General features: G+C 38.5%; 21 protein-coding genes and 1 riboswitch. Of the genes, 15 read left to right on the top strand and 6 right to left on the bottom strand.

Features of this window, described 5'->3' with window-relative positions:
* Positions 1-215: 215 nt before the first annotated feature.
* Both NSQ95_RS13680 and NSQ95_RS13675 read right to left on the bottom strand, forming a co-directional pair.
* Complete coding sequence (locus tag NSQ95_RS13680) at positions 216-686, bottom strand: alpha/beta hydrolase (protein WP_342559764.1); 471 nt, start codon at positions 684-686, stop codon at positions 216-218.
* Positions 687-850: 164 nt separating this feature from the next.
* Positions 851-1,279: a GNAT family N-acetyltransferase gene (locus tag NSQ95_RS13675; RefSeq protein WP_342559763.1), complete on the bottom strand. Its 429-nt coding sequence runs from the start codon at positions 1,277-1,279 to the stop codon at positions 851-853.
* A 149-nt stretch (positions 1,280-1,428) separates the two neighbouring features.
* On the opposite strand from NSQ95_RS13675, the gene tsaA reads away from it, so the two are divergent.
* The 4 genes from tsaA to NSQ95_RS13655 all read left to right on the top strand — a co-directional run bounded on the left by tsaA (position 1,429) and on the right by NSQ95_RS13655 (position 4,420).
* Positions 1,429-1,893, top strand: a complete 465-nt coding sequence (gene tsaA / locus NSQ95_RS13670; RefSeq protein WP_342559762.1) for a tRNA (N6-threonylcarbamoyladenosine(37)-N6)-methyltransferase TrmO — start codon at positions 1,429-1,431, stop codon at positions 1,891-1,893.
* A gap of 72 nt (positions 1,894-1,965) precedes the next feature.
* Positions 1,966-2,316 (top strand): VOC family protein, encoded by a 351-nt coding sequence (locus tag NSQ95_RS13665; protein ID WP_342559761.1) that lies wholly within the window; start codon positions 1,966-1,968, stop codon positions 2,314-2,316.
* Positions 2,317-2,372: 56 nt separating this feature from the next.
* Positions 2,373-2,861 (top strand): MgtC/SapB family protein, encoded by a 489-nt coding sequence (locus NSQ95_RS13660; RefSeq protein ID WP_342559760.1) that lies wholly within the window; start codon positions 2,373-2,375, stop codon positions 2,859-2,861.
* A gap of 221 nt (positions 2,862-3,082) precedes the next feature.
* Positions 3,083-4,420, top strand: coding sequence for a hypothetical protein (locus tag NSQ95_RS13655; RefSeq protein ID WP_340882804.1), 1,338 nt, complete (start codon positions 3,083-3,085; stop codon positions 4,418-4,420).
* A gap of 212 nt (positions 4,421-4,632) precedes the next feature.
* On the opposite strand, the gene NSQ95_RS13650 is transcribed toward NSQ95_RS13655, so the two are convergent.
* A complete protein-coding gene (locus tag NSQ95_RS13650; RefSeq protein ID WP_342559759.1) occupies positions 4,633-5,859 on the bottom strand; it encodes an FAD-dependent oxidoreductase in 1,227 nt (408 codons plus the stop codon).
* Between the two features lie 130 nt (positions 5,860-5,989).
* On the opposite strand from NSQ95_RS13650, the gene NSQ95_RS13645 reads away from it, so the two are divergent.
* Positions 5,990-6,889, top strand: coding sequence for a 5'-3' exonuclease (locus NSQ95_RS13645; RefSeq protein ID WP_169359612.1), 900 nt, complete (start codon positions 5,990-5,992; stop codon positions 6,887-6,889).
* Here the strand turns inward: NSQ95_RS13645 and NSQ95_RS13640 are convergent.
* The gene (locus NSQ95_RS13640; protein WP_342559758.1) at positions 6,837-7,376 is read right to left on the bottom strand and encodes a C39 family peptidase; all 540 of its coding nucleotides are present in this window, start codon (positions 7,374-7,376) and stop codon (positions 6,837-6,839) included. The two genes, NSQ95_RS13645 and NSQ95_RS13640, sit on opposite strands and share 53 nt — an antisense overlap.
* 273 nt (positions 7,377-7,649) lie before the next feature.
* Between NSQ95_RS13640 and NSQ95_RS13635 the strand changes: the two genes are divergently transcribed.
* The gene (locus NSQ95_RS13635) at positions 7,650-8,906 is read left to right on the top strand and encodes a GNAT family N-acetyltransferase (RefSeq protein ID WP_342559757.1); all 1,257 of its coding nucleotides are present in this window, start codon (positions 7,650-7,652) and stop codon (positions 8,904-8,906) included.
* A 97-nt stretch (positions 8,907-9,003) separates the two neighbouring features.
* Here NSQ95_RS13635 and NSQ95_RS13630 read toward each other — a convergent pair whose 3' ends face one another.
* Positions 9,004-9,468, bottom strand: a complete 465-nt coding sequence (locus NSQ95_RS13630) for an STAS domain-containing protein (protein ID WP_169359615.1) — start codon at positions 9,466-9,468, stop codon at positions 9,004-9,006.
* A gap of 173 nt (positions 9,469-9,641) precedes the next feature.
* Positions 9,642-9,962 (bottom strand): thioredoxin family protein, encoded by a 321-nt coding sequence (locus tag NSQ95_RS13625; protein WP_169359616.1) that lies wholly within the window; start codon positions 9,960-9,962, stop codon positions 9,642-9,644.
* Between the two features lie 198 nt (positions 9,963-10,160).
* Here NSQ95_RS13625 and NSQ95_RS13620 point away from each other — a divergent pair, with 198 nt between their 5' ends.
* From NSQ95_RS13620 to NSQ95_RS13580, 9 genes are all read left to right on the top strand, one after another.
* Complete coding sequence (locus tag NSQ95_RS13620; RefSeq protein ID WP_342559756.1) at positions 10,161-12,545, top strand: 3-hydroxyacyl-CoA dehydrogenase/enoyl-CoA hydratase family protein; 2,385 nt, start codon at positions 10,161-10,163, stop codon at positions 12,543-12,545.
* A gap of 28 nt (positions 12,546-12,573) precedes the next feature.
* On the top strand, positions 12,574-13,749 hold the full coding sequence (locus tag NSQ95_RS13615; protein WP_342559755.1) for an acetyl-CoA C-acetyltransferase: 1,176 nt from the start codon (positions 12,574-12,576) through the stop codon (positions 13,747-13,749).
* An 85-nt stretch (positions 13,750-13,834) separates the two neighbouring features.
* On the top strand, positions 13,835-15,616 hold the full coding sequence (locus NSQ95_RS13610; RefSeq protein WP_342559754.1) for an acyl-CoA dehydrogenase family protein: 1,782 nt from the start codon (positions 13,835-13,837) through the stop codon (positions 15,614-15,616).
* Positions 15,617-15,852: 236 nt separating this feature from the next.
* The gene (locus NSQ95_RS13605; protein ID WP_342559753.1) at positions 15,853-16,215 is read left to right on the top strand and encodes an arsenate reductase family protein; all 363 of its coding nucleotides are present in this window, start codon (positions 15,853-15,855) and stop codon (positions 16,213-16,215) included.
* Positions 16,216-16,288: 73 nt separating this feature from the next.
* Positions 16,289-16,669 carry a glycine cleavage system protein GcvH gene (gcvH, locus tag NSQ95_RS13600; RefSeq protein WP_342559752.1) on the top strand — a complete coding sequence of 127 codons (381 nt, stop codon included), beginning with the start codon at positions 16,289-16,291 and terminating at the stop codon, positions 16,667-16,669.
* A gap of 76 nt (positions 16,670-16,745) precedes the next feature.
* Positions 16,746-17,096: a toprim domain-containing protein gene (locus NSQ95_RS13595; protein WP_342559751.1), complete on the top strand. Its 351-nt coding sequence runs from the start codon at positions 16,746-16,748 to the stop codon at positions 17,094-17,096.
* A gap of 10 nt (positions 17,097-17,106) precedes the next feature.
* Positions 17,107-17,427, top strand: coding sequence for a thioredoxin family protein (locus tag NSQ95_RS13590; RefSeq protein WP_342559750.1), 321 nt, complete (start codon positions 17,107-17,109; stop codon positions 17,425-17,427).
* A gap of 39 nt (positions 17,428-17,466) precedes the next feature.
* Positions 17,467-17,571: riboswitch (SAM riboswitch) on the top strand.
* Positions 17,572-17,662: 91 nt separating this feature from the next.
* Positions 17,663-18,688, top strand: coding sequence for a methionine ABC transporter ATP-binding protein (locus NSQ95_RS13585; protein WP_342559749.1), 1,026 nt, complete (start codon positions 17,663-17,665; stop codon positions 18,686-18,688).
* Positions 18,681-19,349, top strand: coding sequence for a methionine ABC transporter permease (locus NSQ95_RS13580; RefSeq protein WP_342559748.1), 669 nt, complete (start codon positions 18,681-18,683; stop codon positions 19,347-19,349). Before NSQ95_RS13585 ends, NSQ95_RS13580 begins: the two co-directional genes overlap by 8 nt.
* The last annotated feature ends 5 nt before the right edge of the window (positions 19,350-19,354 follow it).

The following is a 19,354-nucleotide window of genomic DNA, read 5'->3' as shown; positions in this document are numbered from 1 at the left end:
TTGATGTAATTTCTTTCTAATTGTATAAAAATGGCAAGAATGTAACATTGTTCGTGAGGATGAATTGTTACTAAGACCAGGGGCTGAAACGGATGTAATACTTAAGGTGAGCAGAAAGATTCCCGGCCTCAAGTATGGTAAGTCGGTGAGATGCAAAAAGCTCCAAGCATGGATCGCTAGGAGTTTTTGTGATTTAGTTTATACGGAAGAACTTTTTAGGTAACTATCTCTTGGATTCTTTGCATCACTTTGGATAATGCAAACACTGAGTCCAATGTATTAGTAGCTTCCATATCTAAGGAATGATTAGCATTTGGAATAATCTCGATATTTAAATTCGTGCTATTTAGTTTTGGCAGAAAACTTGGATTGAAATGGGTGTCTTGATCACCGATAACTAGTAAGCCATGATGGGGGCTGACCGTAATCGAATTAAATATATCCTCGAAGTTTAATAACGGAGTGAGTAGTATCATGGTTGAATTTAAAAATTCTGCTCTTTTCATTAAGACGTTTGCAATTGGTATTGTCCCAATCGATTTCCCTAAGAAAATAACATCCTTGTAAAAATTATTCTGGAGAACTTCTAAAATAACAGGGTTTACATCTTCCATCATTATTTCGGTTATCTCATCCATTGATTTTTTGGAGAAAGTATCACCATAGGAGTAGTGTACATGTACCATGTCTATGGAATTCTCCAACATCATCATGGTTGAGTAGTAGAATAGGGGTTTGTCATAGTTATAGCCCGAACCAGATAGCATGAAGCAAATTTTTTGAGAACCAGTTTGTATATGTGTGTAGCTTATTGTTTGGCTTCCTATTCTGATTTGCTTTTTATTTTCTATCATAATTTAACTTCCATTATACAATTAACCTCTTGGAATCCAACATTCTTATAAATCTCTTTGGCAAAGTTGGAGGCAAAAACATTTAATCGGACCGCTTCAAAGCCTTGTTCTTTAAAATAGGAGTTTCCTTCATTAATGAGGATTTTAGAAAGCCCTTTTCCTCTATGGGCGGGGAGAACATAAATTTCATAAATAAATCCATACTTCTGATCTGTGAAATAGTCTGTATTTTCACCTAGCATGATCCAGCCTTGAATAGCTTCCTCTTCTTTAATCACTAAGTAGAAGCCTCCTTTATCTATAACGCCCCGAAACATGGCTAATGCCTTCTCTTCACTAATCTCCAGTTGCGTTGCATCAGATGCAGAGCTTACTGCATGAGAAAGTATAAATGAGATATCCTCTTTAGTTGCTTTTGTAATCATATAAATCCCCCTTTATCCTACTTTATTTCCACAAGATTTGGTCATAATCCTTTAATGAACTCATTTAAAATAACTATCACCTCGCATAACAAATTAGTAATGCAACACTTATGCATGGTTTGCTATGCTTGTTTAAAGGGGGAGTATTTATGCATAAATTTCACGTTAGCTCTATTGGAACGGTACATAACACTAGAAAAACTCCAGAGGATGATTATTGGGGGCAGGTAGTTTCTGAAATCAGGTTAAACGATGATTGGGACGAGAATAGCTTAGAAGGCATTGATGCTTTTAGTCATTTGGAAATAATTTTCTTGTTTCACCTTGTTTCTGACGATCAAGTACAATATACTGCTAGGCATCCTAGAAATAACGCGACTTATCCGAAGGTGGGTATATTCGCGCAGCGAGGTAAGAATCGACCAAATAAAATTGGGCTTACTACGGTTGAATTGATTGAACGGGAGGGGCTATCGATCTTTGTAAAAGGGTTAGATGCGATAGATGGAACTCCAATATTAGACATTAAGCCCGTGATGAACGAATTTCTTCCAAAAGGGAAAGTGGAGCAGCCAAAATGGGCAACGGACTTAATGATGAATTATTGGGAGTAAGCTTTAAAAAGGACTTAAGCGTTCGATAGCGAATAAAAGATAGAACAGCTTATTTTATTTAGGAGGGGTTATATGGGTTTAATCGAACGAATTGATACGGTGTGCTTAAAGGTGCGGGATATTAATACCGCTAGCAGCTGGTATCAGGAGATGCTAGGACTGGAGGAACAGTATAGGGAGGAACACTATGCCATTTTGAAAATAGGAGAAAGTGGTACACCCTTGACTCTTGAAAAGGGGGAGCCGAATAGTAGAGGAAATGGTACATATCCAATCTTCTTCTCTTCTTCTATAGATGAAGCCCATAAAACATTATCCAGTCGCGGAGTTAAGGTCACAGATATACAGCAGGATGGACTAAACACCTATTTTGAGCTGTTTGACGTAGATGGGAACAAATCTCAAGTTTGTTACTGGAAATAAGAATGCTCTAAAAGGCATGTAGTAAAAAGAACAACTTTTAAAGGGTGGAATGCACAGTGGACTTTGTCACATCATTATTTAACTCACATTATGATCTATATATAAGATTAGCGGTAGCCACATTCATAGGTCTGTTAATAGGACTAGAGAGGGCTATTAAGCACAAGCCTGCTGGGATTCGTACGCATATTTTAGTATGTCTCGGCTCTACACTGGCGATGAGCTTATCTACCTTAAACCAAGGGCCTTATATGGATCCCATGCGATTAGCAGCTCAAGTTATTAGCGGCATCGGCTTTCTAGGAGCAGGAGTTATTTGGGTGGATAAGGATAACGTGAAGCGAGGTCTAACAACAGCAGCAAATCTTTGGATTACCGCATGCGTAGGATTAACAATCGGTTACGGAGCATATGATTTAGCAATACTCACAGTTTTCCTCATGTTTATCGCCATGAACCTGCCAAAGGTATTAGAGAAGATGAGACTTCTACCTCCAAGAGGGAAGGAGAAGGAAGAGCATGAGGTTGATAGTGATGGGGAATAAAAGGTGGAACAAAGCCACGCTACCAGTTTAGCTACTGGAGTGATGGCTTTTTCTTTGTAAAATCTATATTGCTTAATTCGCAGCAAATAGGAATGAAATAGCCAGCCTAATAATATTATTTTAAAGAGGATTCTTTGGACAGAATCGTTTGCGGATAAACTAATTTTTAGTACAAGACTTCTTTGCTATAACGACTATATGATAAAAGAAAGGAGTATTATTTGGAGCTATTCCTTATCAAGTCATTTAAACATCTTAGTTTGTACGAAAAAGAATGGTCCACTATTTTAGCAGCAAATCAAAATTCTAATCCATTTCTAGAATTTCATTTTATATACAATTGGTGGAGATATTTTTCAGACGATAAGAAAATTGAGATTTATAGTGTTAGAGAAAACCAGAAAGTCATTGCTTTTTTTCCCTTTATAGTGAGTAAAAAGAACAATGTTAAAATTGTGCAAACGTTAGCTATCCAATCCTGTCCTTATACAGACTTCGTAGTAAAGAAGAGAGATTTAGATAGGGTACTTATGTTTGTGATGGACGGAATTATTTTAGATAAGCAGCAGGCTGTATTCTTGATTAATTCGTTAAGTTATGACAATCATACACACCTAAAATTAAGGAATTACATGAATGCTAGAAGCTACAAATGTATAGAAAAGAAAAACAATCCAGTAGAAATTTTACATGTTATAACTCCAATGATGGAAGTAAAGCTAAGGGCACTAGGTGATCTACAGGAAGAGGTAGTGACATTTGACCAATTGCAGTCTTTATTAGAGGGAAACATGGACAAATTTAATCACTCCAGTAACGATAGATTGGATTTTATGAAAAAGTTTGAAGGTGATCGGCCTCATGTCAGCGCAAAGGTAATACATCTTAATAATGAATTAATAGCATTTTCTTATGGTTTTCAGTGGCTGGATAAATACATGGAGTACGGAAACGGAAAACTAAAAGATCTTTTTCATGCTGAGAAGCTGCTTGGCGAGGTTATGCCCATACATGCTCCAGGTACTGTGTCTATCCTATTTTCAACTAAAAATTTTAGGGGTAAGCTTGGCCTTATCCTGGAAAAACGTCATATAGCAAAATATGAAAGAAAACAATTGAATCCTACTAAGAAGAAGGCATTTAAGAAAAAGCATTCTATTCTTATTGCTGAGCTCAACGATATCCACATCAAAGCCCCCAATTGTAACTTTAAAAGTATTTCTAACACAGAGATATGGTCAGGTAACCGACAAAGATTCCTTCTCAATTACCTTCGAGGTTTCGAGGGCTATCATTCTGGAAATCCCCAAAACACTTTTTGGATCAATTCAACATCGCTTTATATAGATGAACTAAATCATAAAGAAAAGCTATCTGAAGGAACTCTATTTATAGAAGGGTGGGAGTCTGAGGAGCTAGAAAAGATACTATGCTTTACACAAACAAACTACAGAGTACGGAATATATTAGTACGTGTTAATAAAGACAACAAAAATCAAATCAAAAAATTAATGCTTTTTGGATTTCAAATTAGAGATAAGTTTTTGATTCCTAGCTAGGAGAAGGTTTTTTCTCTGCGTGCAACGTCTAATTACTAGGCTTGACCCACAAATAGAAGGAGTCGACTTTTGATTGGAGGGAAGAGTGGAGACTTTCAACGAGAATAGTACGAGCTGAAGATCCAGGAGAGCACATATCGTTACTTTAATAGAAAAAACTTTAGACAAAACATCACAATTCATGGTGTTTATCTAAAGTTTGGAGCGACTAATTATTGATTAGTCGCTTCTTTGCTTTTACTTAGCCTATTCAACTGTACAATCTCAGCATCCTCATTCTTATGACCGGTTATTAAATCTCTCAATATATGAGATCCGAGCATACTATAAACGGTTCCGTTTCCACCATAACCTAATAGGTAATAATGATTTTCTTTCGTTGGATGTACTCCAATGAATGGAAGATTATCAGTAGATTCTCCAAAAGTCGCAGCGTATGCATAATCAATGCTTATATCGTATTGTGGGAATAGTTCTCTTGCTTGGAAAAGAAGATTTTCTACTCTCTTCATCATCAGCTCTTCCGATTGTGGTGCCTCAGGTTGGTCTTTGTCCATACCACCTATAATTAATCTACCTTCTTTGCATGTACGAGCGTATAAGTAAGGTCGCTTTGTCTCCCATATTAAAGCTTTTTCATGCCAGCCACTTAAATTACTAATAGGATTGCTGACGAACACATAAGAATGATTGATATCAGCTCCCCTACGTTTTCCAACAGGGACATCCTCATATCCAGTCGTATATACAACTTTTTTAGCATAGAACGATTTTCCAGTTGTTCGAACTTCCAGATCATCATCTCTATCTATCACATTTATAACTTCTGTATATGGATATAGATGAACGTCTAGCTCTTCCGCTTTTCGAAGAACCCCCTGTACAAACTTTAACGGGTTAACCTCTGCGTCACCTAAAGTTAGTAGGGCGCCATCCTTGGAAAAGGAAAATTTTTTGGCTATCTCGTTTCTTCCTAAATAATCACAAGGAAAGTTATATTTTTGAAGTGTTATGTATTCCGCCTTTAGCTTCTCGACATCATTTTCTTCGCTAGCAAAACACAGGCTAGGGCGTCGTATAAAATCCGAATCCTCATCGAGACTTTTAGCCACAAGCTCTAATTCATCCATTGCTTCATAACAGAGCTGATAAAAGCGAACAGCATCCTTTTCGCCGATTTGGTCAATTAGTTCATGAAGCATAATGTCATTTGAATACTGAAGTAATCCTGTATTCGCACTAGTGCTGCCGGTACCCATCATACGTTTATCTAATACTGCAACCTTCAATCCTGTATTCGCAAGCGATAGCGCAGTTAAGGAGCCAGACATTCCTCCACCGACAATAACGACATCGTATATATCTAAAGGCTCAATGAATGTTGGAGTAAATGGTTTTGTTGTAGTTGGCCAATAAAGAGACCCGTTATGTAGATTCATATGTACCTCCAAAGAGTTTTTTAGAATTATATACCCTTAATTTTTATTTTCAATCCATGTTATAATAATATGTGATAAAAGTATTAAACTGCTTGTTTAGGTGCTTTTAATAAACTAAAGGATGATGTATATGACACAGGAAAAACCTCGTGTATTAGTTATAGATGGTATGGCATTATTATTCCGTTCTTTCTTTGCAACTGCTATGTCAGGAAACTATTTTAAAAATGAAAAGGGGATTCCAACGAATGCAGTACAGGGCTTTGCTCGTCATGTATTGGCAGCACAGGAGCTAATGAACCCTACTCATATGGCGGTTTGCTGGGATAAAGGAATGAAAACGTTTAGAAATGATTTATTTGATGGGTATAAAGCGAATCGGCCAAAGCCAGCAGAGGAGATGATTCCTCAATTTGATATGGCCCAGGAGCTGTCGGAGCATTTAGGATGGCAAAACTTTGGGATAGTTGGAATGGAAGCAGACGATACGATTGCATCTATCACACATAAATGGAAAGACGAAGCCCATTTCACGATTGTCAGTGGCGATAAGGATTTACTTCAGCTTTTAGATCCTTCTACTGAAATTGCATTCACGAAAAAGGGCTTTACGATATATGACTACTATAATCATGAAAGATTCACAGATGAATACGGTATCTCTCCACTGCAGTTCCCGGATGTGAAGGCTTTTATGGGAGATTCCAGTGATGGCTATGCAGGTGTGAAGGGTATTGGACCGAAAACTGCTCTTCAGCTTATACAAGCCTATGGTTCAGTTGAAAAGGTAATAGACTCACTGCATCTCCTAACAAAGGGTCAGCGAACAAAAATTGAAGCTGATTTAGAAATGCTTCACTTATCGAAGCAGCTTGCTACCATCAGTAGAGATGTACCAATTGAAGCGGAGCTCGATCACTTAGTCATACCGAATATTGATACGAACAAATTCGATTTTTTATATGAGCATGGCTATACTATTTTAGCTCGTCAGCTGCAAGGGAAACAGAAGCCGGTGGGACAACTTTAATAAACGTGAGGATAGGAGCATTTTCTGCATATTTTATCTTGCGTATAGAACTTTCTCTTCCTCTTCCACCATTATCATGAACGATTAAATAGAGTTCATCGTTATTTTTTTCATACCCAATTAATGGTACCCAGTGATAGGAAAAAGAGAATTTCTGTTTCCATTTAAAAGAAAAATATTTATCAAACTTTAATGCCACTGGTCTACCTTGTTGTAGCTCACTCAAGGACTCCTCTATGGAGCATTTTTGGATTGTCCAACCAGGACCAAGCAGCTTTTTTAATCGCCTAATAAATCGATATGTAAATAGACCGATTCTTGTTCCTTTTAAATGTTTATACAAATCGTTAGGAATGTAGGAGTGGTTCGGTAAAAGATAGTTTAGGAGCACGTATACTGTGACCGGTCCACATGCAGAAGGTTGTAGCTTTGGATTAATGGAAACATCGTACTGGGAAAAGCCTTTAACCGGCAATTGGATTTTCAAGTTATTTCTCCTTTCTGGTTACTATATATAGTACGTTTATATTACCCTAAAAGTTTTTACTAAAGGCATTAAATTAAGTTAATTTCCTAAATAACGTTTTCCATTTTAAACACGAACAATTATTTGATTGAATGCGGCATGAGAGACAAGGCGTTGTAATTAGATTTGTGTATCAGTCGCTAGCAGAACGGTTTCCAGTAGCTAAAATCAATTATTGTTCGTGTTTTTTATATAAATAGCAATTCTAATTTAATTACTAAGGGGATGGATGGTTTGATTAGAGTATTAGGGGAAAAGGATTTTGAGGCAGCGGCTGACCTAGCGTCTATGGCATATCCAGGAATGGGCATTCAGACAGAGGAAAAGAAGAAGGAATATGAGGAAAGACTGAAACGAGAGCAAAGGGAAGAAAACGGCATTCTTTTTTATGGAAGCTTTAACGCAAAAGAAGAATTAGTAGGAATCTACCGACGAAGTGATTTTGAATGTAATATTAATGGTGAGTTTCAACGTCTATTTGGGATAGGCATGGTGGCAGTACATATTTTACATAAGAAGGAAAAGGTAGCTTTTGAGCTGTTGAACCATTTTCACCAGGAGGCAAGAAAGGAAAATGTGGCTCTTGTGGCTCTATATCCTTTTAGCTCTAGTTTTTACCGCAAAATGGGCTATGGCTACGGACCATTAAAGTACGAGTTTAGGATAAAACCAGGTGCTTTAAATAGTAATGGGCAGAAGGACCTTGTAGAGCTGTTATCTCCTACAGATGTAGAAGAAATTACAGTCTTATATAACCACTTTGCCCAAATGCATCATGGTATGATCAAACGGACATGGAGTGAGCGTCAGCATATTAAAAATGCAGCATCTCGTTATGTAGGGGTCCGAGAAGACGGCAAGCTGATTGGTGCCTTGGCTTTTAGCCTTCAGCCAGTGAAGGATAGTCACTTCCTGCATCAAAATATGATGATTCATGAGTGGGTATGGAGTAGCCAGAAGGGCTTTAAGCAGCTAGAGGCATGGGTTCATTCCCAGCAGGACCAGGTTGACCGAATCATATATGGAACAAACAACCCGGCATTTGTTTATAGCTTAAACAATCCACCAAATGACTCTAATCACTTAATACCTAGTGTCTATCATGAGGTGGCCACCACTGGATCGGGTTTAATGTATCGGATTTCAGATATTCCACTCTTTTTTAAGCAGATGCATTTTCAAACACTTCGCAAGCCAGCCGGCCAACCAGAAATTATTGTGAAGGTCGAGGACACCTTTATCGAGGAGCAGTCAGGCTTTTATAAGCTTTCATTTTTGGGTGGAGAATGGGATATTGAAAAAGTTGGAGAGAATATCGGTCAGGTGAACATCGAAATAGGAATTCAAGATTTAAGTGCATGGTGGATGGGCTGTGTATCGATTAAGGATTTGGATAGCTATGGTGAAGTAGTAGTGAAGGGTTGTAGCCCAGAGGATTTAGATGACTGGTTTAAGCCACGAAAAGCACCAATTTGTATGACAAATTTTTAAGTTAACATGATAAAAAAGACAAAGGGAGATGCGAGAACAATTTCTCGTTTCCTTTGTCGCTAGAAAAAAGGTTTAGGAGAAATCCCTAATCCTTTTTTTATTTAGAAGCGATTGTTTTATTGGATTCTTGCAGTAGACGGTTCAATGCTTCTCGGAAATTTTTATATGTTTCGATATTAACATGTAGATCTGCATGGACAATTTCTCGAATAAATTTCGGGTTAAAGCCAACATAGATTGGACGGATCCCCATTAAACGAAGAGAGCTATTCAGTCGGGATATAGAAATGGCCAATTCATTGTAATCGAATTCCTCAATATGCTCCACAGTTACCCCGGTAAAATCGAAAATAGCGTGTTCTACTTCTTTATGCTCGCCAATATATTGTAGTGTTTCCGTCTCAATATTTTCAAAGCGTTCCTTATACATATAGCCGGCAATCGGCATCAAAATTGTTTTAGGCACAATAGATGGAATGATTGGGGTGGACATTGCTTTTATAATTCGTTCATAGTAAGCGACTTTCTCTTTTAATTCCAGAATTTCATTTTCTTGCGACAAATATAACACCTCTGTTTTTCTTATTATGGTAAGAAAGTAGAAGAGGACTGTCGTTAAGAGCAGTCCTATTTCCTTTCATACTTTCTAAGGTTACCTTGGCTTATGTGTTCTAAAGAAAGTATAGACTATTCAGTTTGAATATTATGCCTATATGTAGCTGTTCTAAATAGTATCTATTTAGTTTGCGCTTGTAAAAATTCTTCTACCTGGTCCGGTGTTTTCGCATTTGCACTATGCAGGTGAGCCTTTTTCTCGCCGTTTTGGTATATAAGTAGGCTAGGAATCCCCATTACTTCATACTTTTCAGCGATTTCAGGTAGTTCGTCACGATTTACTTCATACCATGCGTAATTGTTATACTTTTCCATGATAGGATCGATAAACATTTCCATGCGACGACAATCAGGACACCAGCCTGCTTCAAATTTTACTAATACCTCTTGATCACCAGAAATGATTTCATTAAATTGCTCAGTTGTAGTAATTTTTTTCATTATAAGATACCTCCAATGATAATACATACAGTTTACACTGTTTCCCAAATAGGAGAAAGAAAAATGTATTAAATTATTCATTTTATTATTGCGAAAATTTAAACATTGCACTAGAATAATAGATATAGAGATTGCTTCTATTTTTTTTGTAATTAAAATGAATGAGCGTTCATTCAAGATGAAGGGGAGGCTTTGCACGTGACATATCAAATTAAAAAAGCAGCTGTACTTGGTTCAGGGGTAATGGGATCTGGGATTGCAGCTCACTTAGCAAACATCGGTATACCAACACTTTTGCTGGATATCGTACCAAAAGAAGTTAGTAAAGAGGATGAAGCAAAAGGACTTACATTGGAGCATCCTTCCGTACGTAATCGTTTTGCGGAAACTGCCGTACAGAAATTATTAAAGCAAAAACCAGCACCATTAACATCGAAAAAGAACCTGCAATTAATCACGGCAGGGAATTTAGAGGATGATCTTGAAAAGCTAAAAGATGTGGACTGGATTATTGAAGTAGTAGTAGAAAACTTAGATATTAAGAAAAATTTATATGACAAAATAGATGCAGTTCGTAAGCCAGGCACAATTATAAGCTCTAACACATCAGGAATCAGTATCAATGCGATGGTAGAAGGTAGATCAGAAGACTTTGGCAAGCATTTCCTAGGCACTCATTTCTTCAACCCACCTCGTTATTTGAAGCTATTGGAAGTGATTCCTGCTAATACGACTGCTCCTGAAGTAGTAGAATTCATGCAAACCTTTGGTGAGGATGTGCTTGGAAAAGGTGTTGTTCTTGCAAAAGATACGCCTAACTTCATAGCCAACCGAATTGGAACATACGGTTTACTTGTAACCCTTCGTGAGATGCAAGCAAGAGGCTACTCCGTTGGAGAGGTAGATTCTGTTACTGGTCCACTTATTGGCCGTCCAAAGTCTGCTACGTTCCGTACGCTTGATGTAGTAGGTCTTGATACATTTGCTCACGTAGCGAAAAACGTGTATGACCAAACAACAGGGGAAGAGCAAAAAGTATTTGAAGTACCCGCTTTCATGCAAAAAATGCTTGAAAACAAGTGGCTTGGAGCTAAAACAGGGCAAGGCTTCTTCTTAAAAGAAGGCAAAGAAATTAAAGAATTAAATCCGGAAACTTTAGAATATGGACCAATGAAGAAGCTGAAGACTCCTTCCATGGAAATGGCAAAGCAGCAAAAAGGCTTAGCCGCTAAAGTGAAAACGTTAACATATGCAAAGGATCGCACGGGAGAGCTTTTATGGAGTATTTTAAGCCCGACACTTATTTATTCTGCTCAGCTTCACGGTGAAATTGCAGATGATATCGTTGCGATTGACAATGCAATGAAATGGGGCTTCGGCTGGCAGCAAGGACCGTTTGAAATTTGGGATGCAATCGGAGTAAAAGACTCTGTTGAAAAAATGACGTCTGAAGGATATGAAATCCCTGCTTTCGTTCAGTCCTTATTAGATAAAGGATTCGATTCCTTCTATAAAGAAGATAACGGAGAGTTGTTCTTCTTTGACGGGGCGGATTACCAGGCGGTACCAGTCAATGAAAAGACGATTAACTTAAAAAGCTATAAGAAAAAGCATGGTGTCATTAAGTCGAATTCAGGAGCTAGCCTGATCGATTTAGGAGATGGAATTGCATTGCTAGAATTCCACTCTAAGTCCAACTCTATTGGGTTAGATATTCTTCAAATGATCAACTACGCTATTGACGAAGTTGAGAAAAACTTTAAAGGGCTTGTTATTAGTAACCAAGGTAAAAACTTCAGCGTTGGGGCAAACCTTGGAATGATTCTAATGGAAGCTCAGGATGACAATATTTTTGAACTAGATTTCGTTGTTCGTCAATTCCAAAACGCAACGATGAAAATTAAATACTCTGCCAAGCCAGTAGTAGTTGCTCCATTTGGAATGACATTAGGTGGAGGAGCAGAGGTAACTCTACCAGCTGCACACATTCAAGCATCGACTGAAACGTATATGGGTCTTGTTGAAGCTGGTGTTGGACTAATCCCTGGTGGTGGGGGTAATAAAGAGCTATACATGAAACATCTGAAAGGAATTCCAAATGGAGTTCAAATAGATTATTTAAATGTAGCTAGCAAGGTATTTGAAACAATCGCTATGGCTAAGGTATCCACGTCAGGTGAAGAGGCACGCGAAAATAATTTCTTAAGCATGGCTGATGGTATTAGCGTAAACCCAGATCATTTAATCTATGATGCGAAGCAAGCGGCACTAGCTCTAGCAGAAGCAGGCTATAAGGCGCCGATTCGTGAAAAGGTACCAGTGGTAGGTTCTCCTGGATATGCAGCATTGTTATTAGGAGCAGAAGGCATGTTCTTATCTGGATATATTAGTGAGCATGACTTGAAAATCGCTAAAAAGCTTGCGTATGTCATCGCTGGCGGCGAGGTTCCATACGGTACTTTAGTAGATGAGCAGTATCTGTTGAACCTAGAGCGCGAAGCTTTCTTAAGCTTAGTTGCAAATCCAAAGTCTCAGGCAAGAATGCAGCACATGTTAGTGAAAGGTAAACCATTACGCAACTAGACTGCGTTAGGTAAAAGGAGGAGAACTCATGCGTGAAGCAGTTATCGTAGCAGGTGCAAGAACACCAGTTGGTAAAGCGAAAAAAGGATCTCTAGCTAATGTACGCCCAGATGATTTCGGGGCATTGGTGGTAAAAGAGACGTTAAAAAGAGCGGGCGGATACGACGGCCCAATAGATGATTTAATTTTAGGATGTGCAATGCCTGAAGCAGAGCAAGGAATGAACGTGGCTCGTAATATCGGTGCGCTTGCTGGACTTCCAGATACAACACCAGCGATCACAATCAATCGTTTCTGTTCCTCAGGTCTACAATCAATCGCTTATGCGGCTGAACGTATTATGTTAGGCCACTCCGAGGCAATTATTGCTGGAGGAGTAGAGTCGATGAGTATGGTTCCTATGATGGGGAATGTCATTCGACCAAATGCTCATTTAGCAGAAACAGCGCCTCAATATTATATGGGAATGGGGCATACAGCAGAGCAGGTAGCGAATAAATATAATGTGAGCCGTGAAGACCAGGATGCATTTGCTGTTCGTTCACATCAGCTTGCTGCAGCGGCAATAGCAGCTGGTAAGTTTAACGATGATATCGTTCCAGTTGAAGTGATCAAGCATTTCGTAGATGAAAACAACAAAGCGCAAACGAAAAAATTTATGTTCGAAATGGATGAGGGTGTACGTCCAGGAACAACAGTAGAAACACTTGCAAAATTACGACCAGCATTCAACGTACGTGGTTCTGTAACTGCAGGTAATGCATCTCAAACTTCGGACGGTGCAGGCGCAGTCTTAGTGATGGATCGTGAAATTGCAGAGGCACAAGGCTTAAAGCCGATAGCAAAATTCCGTTCATTCGCAGTTGGGGGCGTGGCTCCGGACGTAATGGGGATCGGACCAATCGTTGCGGTACCTAAAGCATTAAAAATTGCAGGTCTATCTATTGAAGATATCGACCTTTGGGAGATCAATGAAGCTTTCGCTTCTCAATCTATCCAAGTCGTTCGTCATTTAGGTATCGACCTAGATAAAGTAAATGTAAATGGTGGAGCGATTGCTTTAGGGCATCCACTAGGAGCAACTGGTTCTATCTTAACTCTAAAAATGATGAGCGAACTTAGAAGACAAGGGAAGCAATTCGGTGTTGTAACGATGTGTATCGGTGGAGGCATGGGAGCAGCTGGAGTATTTGAACTTCTTTAATTTTAAGGGGGAAATGCGCTTTGATTGAAGGGCGCATTTCACAATCAATTAAACAAACGTTTACACACAATAGGAGGAGAAGGAAATGACACAAGTTCAAGATGCAATTAAAGGTGGAAGCTTTTTAGTAGAAGATATTGAGGCAAGCCGCGTATTTACACCAGAGGATTTCAATGATGAGCAAAAAATGATTGCTAAAACAGCAGAAGACTATGTAAAAAACGAAGTATTACCTGTTGTGGAGAACCTAGAAAATCATGAGTTTGATCACTCTGTACGTTTATTGAAATCTGCTGGTGACTTAGGTCTTTTAGCAGCTGATATTCCAGAGGCATATGATGGTCTAGGATTAGACAAAATCTCTTCTGCATTAATCGCTGAAAAGTTATCAGTAGCAGGTGGTTTCTCTATCACTCACGGTGCACACGTAGGAATCGGTACTCTTCCAATCGTTCTTTTCGGTAATGAAGAGCAAAAGAAAAAATACCTTCCAAACTCAGCATCTGGAGAAAAAATCTCGGCATACGCTTTAACGGAGCCAGGCTCAGGTTCAGATGCTCTTGGAGCAAAAACAACTGCTAAACTAAACGCAGCAGGCACTCACTATGTTCTTAATGGTGAAAAACAATGGATCACTAACGCAGGATTCGCAGACGTATTCGTTGTTTATGCAAAAGTGGACGGAGACAAATTCTCTGCATTTATCGTTGAAAGAACATTCCCAGGAGTATCTGTAGGTGCAGAAGAGAAGAAAATGGGTATTAAATCATCTTCTACTCGTACATTGATCTTAGAAGATGCACAGGTTCCTGTTGAAAACCTATTAGGTGAAATCGGTCGTGGCCACATTATTGCATTTAACATTCTTAACATAGGTCGTTACAAATTAGGTGTAGGTACGATTGGTGGTTCTAAACGTGCATTAGAGCTTGCTATATCTTATTCTAACCAACGTCAACAATTCAAAACGCCTATTTCTTCATTCAACTTAACTAAACAAAAGCTGGCAACTATGGCTTCTAAGCTATATGCGACAGAAAGCTTAATATATCGTACAGTTGGTTACTTCGAGGATCGTATGAGTCAAATGAGCGAAGAAGATCAAAAAGATGGAACAAAAATTGCAGCTGCAATCGCTGAGTATGCAATTGAATGCTCTATTAACAAAGTAGTAGGGTCTGAGGTTCTAGACTATATTGCTGACGAAGCAGTTCAATTACATGGTGGATACGGCTTCATGCAAGAGTATGAAGTAGAGCGCATTTACCGCGACTCACGTATTAACCGTATTTTCGAAGGTACAAACGAAATCAACCGTTTAATCGTACCAGGAACATTCCTGAAAAAAGCAATGAAGGGTGAATTACCACTTCTTCAAAAAGCTCAAGCACTTCAAGAAGAGCTATTAATGATGATGCCAGAGGAAGTTGGCGATGAAGCATTAGCACAAGAAAAAGTGCTAGTGGCAAACGCTAAGAAAATCGGTATTTTAGCTGCTGGTATGGCTGCTCAACGCTTCGGGACTAAATTAGAAGCAGAGCAAGAAGTATTAGTACACATTGCTAACATTGCGAATAATATCTTCGCTATGGAATCAGCAGTACTTCGTACAGAAAAAGCAATCGCACGCAGCGGAGAAGAAAAAGCAGCACAAAAGCTTCTATACACTCAAATCTTCTGCCAAGAAGCTTTCAATGAAATCGAAGCAGCAGCAAAAGAAACACTAATTGCTTCAGTTGATGGCGATAACTTACGCATGATGCTTTCTGCACTTCGCAAGCTAACACGCTACACACCATACAATGTAATCGAGAAAAAACGCGAAGCTTCCGTTAAGCTAATCGAAGCTGAAAAATTTGTAGTTTAATAATAGCAGTGGCCATCTGGAACTCCAGATGGCTACTTTTTTGTCCGAAAAACGATATTACCATGAAGGGGAATGAGTTTATAACCGTTCAGCAAGATTTATGACCGCTCACGGGAATTTATCACCGCTAAGCAAAAACAAGAATATTTTTAAAGTTAAGAAGAGAGCATTTCACTGTTCTCTCTTGCATGAGTAACAAAATATTATTATGATAAAAAGAAAAAGGTGAGATATAAATGACAATCCAATTTTACGGATATCCAAAATGTAGTACATGCAACAAAGCAAGCAAATGGCTGAAAGATAACAATATTCCATTTGAGAACCATCATATCGTTGACGCACCGCCTTCAAAGGAACTATTAAAGGAAATGGTGGCACAAGGCGATAATGAGCTGAAAAAATTCTTCAATACTAGTGGCGTAAAATATCGTGAATTACAATTGAAGGACAAGCTTCCTACTATGTCGGAGGATGAGCAGTTGGAGCTGCTTGCTTCGGATGGGAAATTGATTAAACGACCTCTTGTATATGATGGACACAAGCTAACGCTTGGTTTTAAAGAAGAGCAGTTTGAAGACATGTGGAAAACCTCTTAAAGCACCTTGTATTTACTATCAAAATATGTGAATATTAAATAGAATGGATTAATTATTTGAGAGGGGTTTATTTATGAGCGTACCTAAAGATTTTAAGTACTCAGCTGAACATGAATGGGTAAAAAATGAGGGCGGAAATGTCCGTATTGGAATTACTCATTTTGCACAATCTGAACTTGGAGATATCGTATTCGTTGAACTTCCACAAGTTGGCGATGATATCAAGGCAGGAGACGCTTTTGGTAGTGTTGAATCCGTGAAAACTGTTTCAGAACTATATGCACCTATCAGTGGTAAAGTAGTAGAAGTAAATACTGAGCTAGAAGATAGCCCCGAATTTGTTAATGAATCACCTTATGAAAATGCATGGATGATCGTGGTTGAGCCTTCTGACGTATCAGAAGTGGACAGCTTATTATCTCCTGAGAAGTACGAAGAATTAATAGCAGAGTAATAATGAAAACGCCGGTTAATAATCGGCGTTTTTTTCATATAATAAAGGAAAGGCAATAAGTTGGGAGAGAAGCTAAATGGCACATGTATTTAGTGATAAAATAATTATCGTTGAGGGTAGGTCTGATAAGCTGCAATTATTAAGCCTTCTCGATGAATCTCCAGAAATTATATGTACTAATGGAACGATATCCGATGTAAAATTGGAGGAGCTATTAAGCCCTTATGATGGCTTGCCGATTTATGCTTTTCTAGATGCAGATAAATCGGGAGAACAAATTCGCTCGGTTGTTAGGAAGGAGTATCCAGAGGCCATTCACCTGTATACCAATCCTACGTATGGCGAAGTTGCGAATACTCCGGTCAAGGTTTTGGCATCTATATTAAAACGTGTTAATATTAAGGTGAAAAAAGAATTTTTACCTTAGGATGATGTGTATGAACGAATGGACTAGAGAACAATGGGATAGCGCTAAAAACAATTCAACACTTACCTTGTTTTACATCTATACGCCTATGTGTGGAACGTGTCAGGTAGCAAGTAAAATGATGAATGTTATTAAAGAAATGGTTACCTATCCAATTGGTCAAGCAAATATTAATTTTCTAGGTGATTTGGCGATAGAACAGGAAATTGAAAGCGTACCTTGTCTTCTTATTACAAAACAAGGAAAAGTGGTAAAGAAAATCTATGCTTTTCAATCAGTTCCTTACTTATTGGAAACAATAAAGGCTATTGACGAAGATGGAAACCTATGATAATATTCGTTATGTTGAAAACACAATTTAATAGTGTCGCTCTTATTAAGAGAGGTGGAGGGAAGTGCCCTTTGAAGCCCGGCAACCGTCACGAAAGTGAAATGGTGCCAAGTCACGCAAAGCAATAGCTTTGGGAAATGAGAGAATGGATGAACGTTATTTTAAATAGATAACATACACCCCTTCTGCTCTTTTGCAGAAGGGGTTTTTTATTAGGAAAGGTGGTCAGGTTTACTTGATTAGTTTAAAAGAAGTTTCGAAAAGATTTATTACGAAGCAAGGAGAAATCGTTGCAGTTGACAGTGTAAATCTGGACATACAGCGTGGAGAAATATTCGGGATTATTGGATACAGCGGAGCGGGTAAAAGTACGCTCATCCGCTTGTTAAACGGTTTAGAAAAACCAACAGATGGCCATATTACAGTGAATGGCCAGGAAATTACATCTATTAATGAGGATAAGCTTCGAAGCTTTCGTCAAAAAGTAAGTATGATCTTCCAGCATTTCAATTTACTTTGGTCGCGAACAGTCGCTGAAAATATAGCATTTCCCTTAGAAATTGCAGGTGTCTCAAAGGACAAAAGAAAAGCTAGAGTAGAAGAGCTATTAAGCCTTGTTGGATTGGAAGGAAGAGGAGACTCTTACCCATCTCAATTATCTGGAGGACAAAAGCAACGCGTAGGAATTGCAAGAGCGTTGGCTAATGGTCCAGAGGTATTGCTTTGTGATGAGGCAACATCGGCTCTTGACCCTGAAACAACCGACTCCATTTTAGACTTGCTCGTAAGCATTAATGAAAAATTAGGATTAACCATTGTGTTAATCACACATGAGATGCAAGTTATTCAAAAGATCTGTAACCGAGTAGCGGTTATGGAAAATGGTCAAGTTGTAGAAGATGGAGATGTGCTTGAGGTATTCCAAAAGCCACAACAGCCTATTACTAAGCGTTTCGTCTCTCAAATTTCTGATTCAAACCAACCTGTACAAACGATACAGAATTTAGTTCAGCTTTATCCAAATGGCAAGCTAGTTAAGCTCGTTTTTGTTGGAGATACTACAGAGCAACCAATTCTTTCAAGATTAATCAAACAGTTCGATTTAGAGGTAAATATTGTCCAGGGGAACATCTCTCATACGAAAAGTGGGGCGTTCGGGACACTAATCCTGCAAATTGATGGAAATGAACAAGCGGTGGAAGATGCCATACAATTTATCCACTCGCAAAAAGTTAAAACTGAGGTGATCAACAATGATTGAATCGTTATTTCCAAATGTTGATTGGCCTAAAATGTGGGAAGCCACTATAGAAACCCTTTATATGACCGCAATTTCTACAGTCCTAACAGCAATCTTTGGACTAATTTTAGGACTATTATTATTTTTGACAAGCCCACACCAAGCATGGGCAAATAAAATAGCAAACTGGTTGACCAGTGGAGTAGTCAATATTTTTCGTTCTATTCCGTTTATTATTTTAATCATTTTGTTGATACCATTTACAACGTTGTTGACGGGATCGATGCGTGGTCCGAATGCGGCCATCCCTGCATTAGTAATTGGAGCGGCTCCATTTTATGCCCGTATGGTTTTAATCGCACTACGAGAAATCGACAAGGGTGTTTTAGAGGCAGCTAAATCGATGGGTGCTAAAACCTCTACAATCATTTGGAAGGTTTTATTGCCAGAATCGATGCCAGCCTTAGTATCTGGTATTACCGTAACTTGTATATCACTAGTTGGTTATACAGCAATGGCGGGAATTATTGGAGCTGGAGGACTTGGGAATCTAGCATTTTTAGATGGATTCCAACGTGGACGCGGAGATGTAACGCTTATTGCTACTATTTTAATATTAATCATCGTCTTTATTCTACAATGGATTGGCGATATTATTACTACAAAAATTGATAAAAGATAGGGAGA

It is taken from the genome of Psychrobacillus sp. FSL W7-1457 (assembly GCF_038593405.1).
Lineage (GTDB): Bacteria > Bacillota > Bacilli > Bacillales_A > Planococcaceae > Psychrobacillus.
Note: the sequence above shows the minus strand (reverse complement) of the source record. Positions and strands in the feature narration are given on the sequence as shown.